Source organism: Sphingomonas endophytica (assembly GCF_001476895.1).
Lineage (GTDB): Bacteria > Pseudomonadota > Alphaproteobacteria > Sphingomonadales > Sphingomonadaceae > Sphingomonas > Sphingomonas endophytica_A.
On sequence record NZ_LDTB01000007.1, the window covers coordinates 77,369 to 86,328 of the forward strand.

The 8,960-nt window shown below is 67.0% G+C and carries 8 protein-coding genes and 1 pseudogene; 6 read left to right on the forward strand and 3 right to left on the reverse strand.

The annotated features are described in order from the left end of the window. Position 1 precedes the first annotated feature (1 nt). The 3 genes from ppa to NS334_RS02775 all read right to left on the reverse strand — a co-directional run bounded on the left by ppa (position 2) and on the right by NS334_RS02775 (position 3,257). The gene (gene ppa / locus NS334_RS02765; protein WP_058754448.1) at positions 2–580 is read right to left on the reverse strand and encodes an inorganic diphosphatase; all 579 of its coding nucleotides are present in this window, start codon (positions 578–580) and stop codon (positions 2–4) included. Between the two features lie 33 nt (positions 581–613). After that, positions 614–2,536, reverse strand: a complete 1,923-nt coding sequence (locus NS334_RS02770) for a M61 family metallopeptidase (protein ID WP_058754449.1) — start codon at positions 2,534–2,536, stop codon at positions 614–616. A 70-nt stretch (positions 2,537–2,606) separates the two neighbouring features. Then, on the reverse strand, positions 2,607–3,257 hold the full coding sequence (locus NS334_RS02775) for a DUF1345 domain-containing protein (RefSeq protein ID WP_058754450.1): 651 nt from the start codon (positions 3,255–3,257) through the stop codon (positions 2,607–2,609). A 52-nt stretch (positions 3,258–3,309) separates the two neighbouring features. Between NS334_RS02775 and hisS the strand changes: the two genes are divergently transcribed. From hisS to NS334_RS02800, 6 genes and pseudogenes are all read left to right on the forward strand, one after another. Continuing rightward, positions 3,310–4,638, forward strand: a complete 1,329-nt coding sequence (gene hisS / locus NS334_RS02780) for a histidine--tRNA ligase (RefSeq protein ID WP_058754451.1) — start codon at positions 3,310–3,312, stop codon at positions 4,636–4,638. After that, positions 4,635–5,711, forward strand: coding sequence for a peptide chain release factor 1 (gene prfA / locus NS334_RS02785; RefSeq protein WP_058754452.1), 1,077 nt, complete (start codon positions 4,635–4,637; stop codon positions 5,709–5,711). The genes hisS and prfA overlap by 4 nt, the downstream gene beginning before the upstream one ends. Before the next feature lie 477 nt (positions 5,712–6,188). Continuing rightward, a complete protein-coding gene (gene prmC, locus NS334_RS02790) occupies positions 6,189–7,007 on the forward strand; it encodes a peptide chain release factor N(5)-glutamine methyltransferase (RefSeq protein WP_058754453.1) in 819 nt (272 codons plus the stop codon). A 172-nt stretch (positions 7,008–7,179) separates the two neighbouring features. After that, positions 7,180–7,446, forward strand: a pseudogene (locus NS334_RS19330) (DUF4167 domain-containing protein); the annotation flags it as partial. A gap of 177 nt (positions 7,447–7,623) precedes the next feature. Next, positions 7,624–8,061, forward strand: a complete 438-nt coding sequence (locus NS334_RS19335) for a hypothetical protein (protein ID WP_342585527.1) — start codon at positions 7,624–7,626, stop codon at positions 8,059–8,061. A gap of 140 nt (positions 8,062–8,201) precedes the next feature. Further along, entirely contained in the window at positions 8,202–8,633 is a 432-nt protein-coding gene (locus tag NS334_RS02800; RefSeq protein ID WP_058754454.1) for a CBS domain-containing protein, read from the forward strand. Positions 8,634–8,960 lie beyond the last annotated feature (327 nt).

The following is an 8,960-nucleotide window of genomic DNA, read 5'->3' on the forward strand; positions in this document are numbered from 1 at the left end:
TTTACGCGCGGCCCGGCACGTCGTGGTCGTGCGGCTCTTCGCCCTCGGCCTTGGCGGCTTCGTAGCGCTCGATCGCTTCCATCACGATGCGGCGCGCTTCCTCGCGATCGCCCCAGGTGCCGATCCGCACCCACTTCTTCTTCTCCAGGTCCTTGTAGTGGGTGAAGAAGTGTTCGATCTGCGCGAACACGATCTCGGGCAGATCGTCCTTCTCGCCGACGTTGGTGTAATAGGGGAAGGTCGAGTCGACCGGCACGCAGACCAGCTTCTCGTCGCCGCCGGCCTCGTCTTCCAGGTTCAGCACCGCGATCGGGCGCGCGCGCACGACGCAGCCGGGGATGAACGGCGAGCGTGCGACGACCAGCGCGTCGAGCGGATCGCCGTCCGGCGACAGCGTGTGCGGCACGAAGCCGTAGTTCGCCGGATAGCGCATCGGCGTGTGCAGGATGCGGTCGACGAACAGCGCGCCCGACGCCTTGTCGAACTCGTACTTCACCGGCTCGCCGCCGGTCGGCACCTCGATCACCACGTTCAGGTCGTCGGGCGGGCTCTTGCCCACCGGGATCAGGTCGATACGCATTCTCTTCCCCTCTGGAGGTGCGAACGCCCCGCGTCAGCGGGGCGCAAGAAGCCGGTCGAGACCGCTGTCGCCGGTGCCGACCTTCTGAAGTGCCGGGTAACGCAAGCCATTATGATAGTCGAGTGCGACGCTGCGGTAGCGTTCGCCCTGCTTGACTGTCAGCGGGATCGGGGTCCGGCTATCCTTGGCCGCGGTGATCGCCGCCTTCAGCCGCTCGGCGCTATACGCCTGGTTGTCCACCGCGACGATCTGGTCGCCGATCGCCAGCCCGGCCTTGAACGCCGCGCTGTCCCAGGTCACGCCGGTCACCTCGCCATCGCCGCCCAGGGTCAATCCGCCCGAATAGGTCAGGTTGGTCGACTTGGATGCGGTTTCCGCCGCCTTGAACGACGGCGTCGGCGTGTCCTTGTAGATCAGTCTGTAGCCGTTGCGCGCGAAGCCCTCGATCGGCGCGCCCTCGGCGTGTTCTGTGAGGCGACGGTTGAGATAGCCCGCCCAATCCCATGGCACGATGCCGTTCAGCGTCCTGGCGACATCGTCGAACGTGTACGTCACCTCGCCCCAGTCGCCGTCGCGGATTCCGAAAAAGGCCTTTGCGAAATCGTCGATCGACTTCGTCCCGCCCGATTTCTCGCGCAGCAGCGAATCGACGTCCATCCAGACCAGCAGCCCCTCGTTGTAATAATCCTCGCTGCGCTGCCAGCTGGTCCAGCCCTTCGGCTTGCGCGACGAGATGATCGGGTCGTTGGTGGTGTCGATCAGCGCGCGCCACTGTCGCGCGGGCTGGCTGTCGTACAACGCCATGATCGCGGCGTACTGGTCCAGCGTGTCCTGCTTGCTGACCAGTCCCGAGCGCGCCTGCAGCACATAGCCCCAGAACTGCGTCTGCCCCTCATACACCCACAAGGACGAATCGCGCATCGGGGTGCGATAGTCGGGCGTCCACAGCTCCGCCCCGCGCCGGAACTTCCCGTCCCAGCTATGCGTGAATTCATGCGGCAACAGGTTGCGGCGGCCCGGCCCGTCGTTCCACTTCGTGAAGTATCCCGGCGTCACGCCATTCTCGCTCGACCGGTGATGCTCCAGCCCGATTCCGCCGAGCTGGTCGGTGATCGACAGAAGGAATTCGTATTTGTCGTAATGCTGCGCGCCGAACGTCTTGACCGCCTGATCGACCAGCCGCGCATGTGCCGCGATCTGCTCCGGCGTCGCGTTCAGCTCGGCGGGATCGTCGGCGAAGACGTTCAGGTTGACGCGGGGGCTCAGCGGCCAGACCTTCCCGTACTTGCCCGCCAGCACCGGCGAATCGACCAGGATCTCGTAATTGGTCGTGTCGTAGTTGTAGGTCGCGCCCGTCTTCTTCGCCGGGATCGCCCCCGCCGCGGTCCAGCCGTCGGGATACTTCACCGTCATCTGGATCGGGATCGCCCTCGTGAAATACCCGGCCGGATACAGGCTGACCGAATTGGGCTGGAGCGAGATCATCGTCGGCGTCATCGCGATCCGCCCCTGATTGCCTTGCGTCGCCGACAGGAACTGGAAGTTCGCCTCGATGGACTTCACTCCGGCGGGCACGTCGATGTGGAAGGCGAAGACGTCGACCGTGTCGCGCGTCCATTCGATCCGCTTGCCATTGCCGGTGATGATCAGCCCGGCCAGCTTCTCGATCTCGCCGCGCGGGCTATGCGCGCCCGGCAGCCATTTCGGGAACAGCAGCACCATATGCCCCGCCTGCGGCACCGGGATCGTCTCCTGCACGCGGAAGATGCCCTGTTCGGTCTGGCTGGCATCGACGTTCAGCCGGATCGTACCGGGAAAGCGCACGTCGCGGGGGGCGGGGATCGTGTCGACGATCGGCACCGGCTGTGGCGCGCTGTTGCCCGCCGGGACTTGCGCGAGGGTAGGGGAGAGGCTGGCGGAGGCGAGAAGAGCGGCGAACGCGATACGACGGATCATCGGGGCTCCGATAAGGCAGGGTGACTGTCGTGACTAACCAGCCGCTCGCCCCGGCGTCCAGCCCCTTTGCCTAACTCGCCCCCAGCACGTTGATGCTGAACGCGATCACGCCGAGGTTGAACACGAACCCGGCCAGGCATTGCCCCAGCGCCACGCGCCGCGCCGCCGCCGACCCGATCGTCACGTCGGAGGTCTGGAACGTCATGCCCAGCGTGTAGCTGAAATAGAGGAAGTCCCAGTAATCGGGCGCCTCCGTGTCCGGAAAGCCGATCCCGCCGCGATCCTTGCCCGCGTCGCCGGGCATGTAGAACAGATGCGCATAATGCAGCGCATAGACCATGTTGAGGAACAGCCACGCCAGCGCCAGCGTCACGATCACCAGCAATCGGGCCTGTCCGTCCTCCCGCCCGCGCAATTCGCTGTCGACCGTCGCCAGGATCACCAGCACCACCACCGCCGCGACCGCCAGCAGCAGCCCGCGATTGGCGTCGTTCGCTGCCGACGCCGCGCGCATCTGCTGCGGCGTGTCATGCCCGAACAACGCGACGACGCTCAGCAGGAACACGATCGCGGCGATATCGAACCCCGCCATCACCCCGCGCGCCGCGCCCAGCCACGGCACCAGCGCCGCGACCGCACCCGCCGCCACGACCGCGAACAGCACGAAGCGCGGCGGCGCGACGCGCTGTCCCAATCCCCACCATCGCGGTCGATCGCTCATGCGAACAGGCGCTAGCGCTTGGGGCTGGCCGCGACTAGATGCACGCGCCTATATGGCCCGTATTCCGACACCGCAGCGCGTGCGTGGCACGCAGGACATCTTCCGCGACGAACAGCGCCGCTTCGCGCACGTCCTCGACACGTTCGAGCGCGTGCGGCGGCTCTATTGCTTCGAACGCGTCGAGGTGCCGGTGTTCGAGGATACGCAGGTCTTCGCGCGCTCGATCGGCGAGACGACCGATGTCGTGTCGAAGGAGATGTACACCTTTCCCGACAAGGGCGACGACCTGCTGACGCTGCGCCCCGAATTCACGGCGGGAATCGCGCGCGCCTACATCACCAACGGCTGGCAGCAGTTCGCGCCGCTGAAGCTGACGACCAGCGGCGCGGTGTTCCGCTACGAACGCCCGCAAAAGGGTCGCTATCGCCAGTTCCACCAGATCGACGCCGAGATAATCGGCGCGCCCGAACCGGCAGCCGACGTCGAACTGCTCACGCTCGCCGATCAGTTGCTGCACGAACTGGGCGTGGCCGAGGGCGTGACGCTGCAACTCAACACGCTCGGCGATGCCGCGACCCGCGACGCGTGGCGCGACGCGCTGGTGGCCCATTTCGAGGCGCATCGCGGCGAGTTGAGCGAGGACAGCCTGACGCGCCTCGACAAGAACCCGCTGCGCATCCTCGACAGCAAGGACCCGCGCGACCGCCCGATCGCCGACGCCGCCCCCGGCATCGACGCCTATATGAGCGCCGAGGCGGGCGCCTTCTTCGACAGCGTGCAGAAGGGGTTGCAGGCAGCGGGCGTCGCCTTCCAGCGCAACGAGCGGCTGGTGCGCGGCCTCGACTATTACCGCCACACCGCGTTCGAGTTCGTCACCGACCGGCTCGGCGCGCAGGGCACCGTGCTGGCAGGCGGGCGCTACGACGGGCTGGTCGAAAGCCTCGGCGGACCGGCGACGGCGGGCGTCGGCTGGGCGGCAGGGGTCGAGCGGCTGGCGATGCTGCTCGAGGAGCCGCATGTCGAAAGACCAGCTATCTCAGTGATCCCAGAAACGCCATCGGCCGAGCAGATGGCCATCCGCATTTCCGCGACCCTTCGTAGGCTGGGCTTCAGCGTTGATATCGGTTTTCGAGGCAAGGCGAAAAAGCGCTTTGAGGAAGCTGCAAAGGCGAAGTCCGGCGGACGCGTGATCGTTGGGTGCGATCAGTTTCCAAATGGGGATGCCGCCGGCATCTCTGTTCGAGCCAATCAAGAGCACGAACTTGGCGACGCTCACGTTGAAGCCATACTGAACGCTCTCTCTCAGGTCCTCCAAGTCGAGCGCTCGTGGGATGTCGCGAGGGCAGGGCAGATTGATGCGGTGGTGCGGCTTCCCGCATGACCACCATCTCGATCGACCGCATCCGCCAGATCGAGGCGCGCCGCGACGAACTGGCCGCGCAGATGGCGACCGGCAATCTCGACGGCGACCGCTTCGTCGCGGTGTCGAAGGAATATGCCGAGCTCGAACCCGTGGCGCAGGCCGCGACCGAGGTCCGCCGCCTGCGGCAGGAGGCCGAGAGCCTCGCGTACATGGCCGCCGACACCGACGCCGAACTGCGCGCGCTGGCCGAGGAGGAGTTGCGCGACAACCGCGCCGCGCTCGACGCCGCCGATCGCAAGCTGGCGCTGGCATTGCTCCCGCGCGACGCCGCCGATCAACGCTCGGCGATGCTCGAGGTGCGGGCCGGGACCGGCGGCGACGAGGCGGCGCTGTTCGCGGGCGACCTGTTCCGCATGTACCAGCGTTATGCGGAATCGCAGGGCTGGCGCGTCGAGTTGATCTCCGCCTCGGACAGCGACGCGGGCGGCTACAAGGAGGTCGTGGCCAGCGTCACCGGCAGCGGCGTGTTCGCCAGGCTCAAGTTCGAATCCGGCGTCCACCGCGTCCAGCGCGTGCCCGTGACCGAAAGCGGCGGGCGCATCCATACCTCCGCCGCGACCGTCGCGGTGCTGCCCGAGGCCGAGGACGTCGACGTCCAGATCGACGAGGCGAAGGATCTGCGGATCGACGTCTATCGCTCGTCCGGCCCCGGCGGGCAGTCGGTCAACACCACCGACTCGGCGGTGCGGATCACCCACTTGCCGACCGGGCTGGTCGTGATCCAGCAGGACGAGAAGTCGCAGCACAAGAACAAGGCCAAGGCGCTCAAGGTGCTGCGGACCCGGCTCTACGAGGCGGAGCGCGAGCGGCTGGCGGCGGAGCGATCGGGCACGCGTCGCGCGATGGTCGGCTCGGGCGACCGGTCGGAACGCATCCGCACCTACAATTTCCCGCAGGGGCGCGTGACCGACCACCGCATCAACCTGACGCTCCATCGCCTGCCGGAGATTCTGGCGGGGGAGATGGACGAACTGATCGGCGCGTTGATCGCGGAGGATGAGGCCGAGCGGCTGGCGACGATCGAGGCGTAGCGCAGGCTGGCCTGTCGCTGCTTGCGACAGGACTCGGCCAAGCTCGGCGGGCGGGGCATCGCCCCGACCGACGACGCGGCTTTGCCGCGGCGCTGTCCTACACGCCCCATCACACGCTATTATCCCATTCGTCTCTTCCAAAGTGGACCCTATGCCCCCCCGTCATTGCGAGCGCAGCGAAGCAATCCAGAGCGTCCGGGCAACAGCCCTGGATTGCTTCGCTGCGCTCGCAATGACGGGGGGAGGCGGACCCCACACCCCCGCCCGAATGTTGAGTCACCGCGCTACCGTCTCAACATTCGCAACATTCGCGCGCGCCCCGCTCTCCCGTGTTCCGGCGAACGCCGGAACCCAGAGTCAAGCAAAACAAGGCCTTGTGGCAGCAATCGCCGCCACGTCACGCCGCTTGTCGCGTGCGACCGGAATGTTGAGTCACCCCGTCACCACCTCAACATTCACAACATTCGCGGTGCGGGCATGACCCCCCGCGAGGCCCTCCGCGACGCCGCCCGGCGCTTCGCCTTCTCGCCAACCGCGCGCCTCGACGCCGAGCTGTTGCTCGCCCACGCGCTGAACATCACCCGTGAGCGCCTGCTCCTCACCCTCGACGATCACCCCGTTCCGGACGGGTTCGCCGCCCTCGCCGCGCGCCGGGCCGCGCACGAACCGGTCGCCTATATCACCGGTACGCGCGCCTTCTGGACGATCGACCTGCACGTCGGTCCCGGCGTCCTCGTCCCGCGCGCCGACAGTGAGACCTTGCTCGACGCCGCCGTCGATCATTTCAAGGGCACCCAGGGCCCGCGCCGGATCCTCGACCTCGGCACCGGCCCCGGCACGCTGTTGCTCGCGGCGCTCGACCAATGGCCCGACGCACACGGGGAGGGGGTCGACGCCTCCGACACCGCGCTCGGCTATGCCCGTCGCAATGCCGAGGCGCTTGGCCTCGCCGCCCGCGCGCGCTTGGCGCGCGGCGACTGGGCGGACGGGATCACCGCTACCTACGACCTCATCCTCACCAATCCGCCCTATGTCGAGGCCGGCGCCGCGCTTCCCGAGGAGGTGGCGGCATACGAACCCGCAGCCGCGCTCTTTGCCGGTGCGGACGGTCTCGACGACTATCACCGCATCGCGCGCCAGCTTCCGCCGTTGCTCGCGCCCGGGGGCGTGGCCTGTGTGGAGATCGGCGCGGATCAGGGGCGATCCGCCGCAGCCTTGTTCCTCGATCGGGGGCTATCGGTCAGCATCCGCCGCGATCTGGGTGATCGCGACCGCTGTCTGGTGGTCACGGGTTGATTTTGCGCGCCTACGCACCAATATTTCGCTTTGAGAACGCCTGCCGTGCGTCTAGAGACGGCGCAGGGGCTCGCGAACTCACCGACATGCGTTGGATGGCGCGCCTGCCCTCCCTTCGTCATCAACCGCTGCGGTCCGGCGGTCATGGCAGGCCCACGACACGAACGTCGTCGTGGCGCCGGGGAACGATTGCAACCCGTGCATCGGGAGCGAATGCCGGTTTTGGTTCCAGGACGAGGACAGTGATTTGATCAACAACCGTCAGAACGGTCGCCGTCGCGGCCGTGGTGGTGGCCCGCAGCGTCAGGGTGGCGGCGGCGGCCATGGGCAGCGTGACAGCGGCAACCGGATCGACAGCCGCGCGCGTGGCAATGCCGCGCAACTGCTCGAAAAGTACAAGAACATGGCGCGCGACGCGCAGATGGCGGGCGATCGGGTCAACACCGAATATTACCTGCAGTTCGCGGATCATTATTTCCGCGTCCTCGCCGATCAGCGCGGCCGCAGCGACGATCAGCAGCCGATGCGTCGCCAGCGCGACGATTTCGACCAGTTCGACGACGCCGATGATTTCGGTGACGAGGGCGAGCCGATCCGGGCCGACGATCAATCGCGCATGAGCGAGGTCGAGCAGCCGCAGCGTCAGGAGCGTTTCCGCGAGAACCGTGCCCGTGACGATCGCCAGCGTGACGATCGCCAGCGTGACGATCGTTCCCGTGAGGAACGTCCGCGCGGGGAACGTCAGCGCGACGACCGTCAGCGTCCCGAGCGCGCCGCGCCGGTCGCCGAGGCGCCGGTCGCGCCGGTGCCCGAGGATCGGGATGCTCCCGTAGCAGCGGCGCAGGGTGAGGAAGAGGCGGGCACTCGTCGTCGCCGTACCCGCAAGCCGCGCGAGGAAGCGGTGCAGGCCGACGCTCCCGCGTTCGATGCCGATCGCCTGCCTCCCGCGCTCGGTACCGCTGCCGAGCCGGAGGCACCGGCCGGAGAGGAGGCGCCCAAGCCGCGCCGCCGTCGGGTCCGCGCCGCCTCGACCGAGATCGCGGCCGCCGAGTAACCGGCGCGTCTCTCAACGGCTCATCTGACGGCCGGCGTTCGTTCGCGAACGCCGGCCGTCGTCGCTTCCGCGGCTTGTCTTTGCGCGTGGATATGGGATGCTCTTCCCGCGACAACGATCGCATCGCCAGGGAGAGGACCATGACCATCGCCGCCATTCTCGGTCGCAAGGGTGCCGACACGATCGCGATCGCCCCCGATACGCCGCTGCGCGACGCGATCGCGCTGCTGGCCGAACATCGCATCGGCGCTGTGCCGGTCGTGGACGGGGTGGTGGTGCGGGGGATCTTCTCCGAACGCGACGTCGTCCGCCTGTTGGCCGATGGTGATGCCGCGCAGCTGCTCGCGACGGCGATCGGCGACCTGATGACCCGCGAACCGCTGACGGTCACGCGCGACGACTCGGTCCTCGCGGCCCTGTCACTGATGACCCATCGCCGCATCCGCCATTTGCCGGTGGTGGAGGGCGGTGCACTGATCGGGATCGTGTCGATCGGCGACCTCGTCAAATACCGCATCGACCGCATCGAAGCCGATGCGGCAGCAATGCGTGATTATATTCAGCAGACGTGATTCGCCCCGCCCGCTCGTGACTGGCCGCAGGCAGATGCGGAAAAACGGCGGATTTCTGCGGGGTTCCGATCCCGACGACATAAAATTGCAAAAAGTATTTGACGGTTCTGTCATGGGCCCGTAGAGGGCTGTTCACCGCAGCGGCGTTGCTCTTTTCAGGAGCGGTTGCAGCGGTCGCCACATGGACGGACAGCGGTCTTTCGCTAGAGATAGCGGGATTGATCGATTGTCCGGTTTGTTTGTGGATGGTTCTTTGACATTGTAGGTTGTACCTTAACACCATCTGACGCTGCCGACGAAGAGATTGGACAAGCACCAGGTGAGCAC